The 319-nt window shown below is 41.7% G+C and carries 1 protein-coding gene; it reads right to left on the reverse strand.

The genetic code is table 11. From position 1 onward, the window contains the following. Window positions 1-319: rod shape-determining protein MreC (gene mreC / locus DKT72_RS18125; RefSeq protein ID WP_162623394.1), on the reverse strand; the 319-nt coding region annotated here is incomplete at both ends.

Genomic DNA, 319 nt, shown 5'->3' on the forward strand with positions numbered 1-319 from the left:
AGCACCCGCGAGGTTGTTGAACCAACTTTAGTCAACTGCCCGACCAACCCCATATCATCAATCACCGCTTGGCTTTCGCTTAAACCATCGGTGGTTCCCCGATTTATCACTACTTGGTGACTATAAGGATTTGAATGAACAGAAAGTACTTGAGCAATAATTTTACGATTGGTGTGTTTAGAGGAAGAGCCAAGTAATGCACGAAGTTTTTGATTCTCTTTTGCTAAAAACTCATATTGCTGGATTTGCTCACTTTGCAATACTTGCTTCTTTTTGAGTGCTTCGTTTTCGGTTAGTAACTGCTCACGGGTATGCAAAC

It is taken from the genome of Confluentibacter sediminis, assembly GCF_003258355.1.
In the GTDB taxonomy this organism is placed as follows: Bacteria; Bacteroidota; Bacteroidia; order Flavobacteriales; family Flavobacteriaceae; genus Confluentibacter; species Confluentibacter sediminis.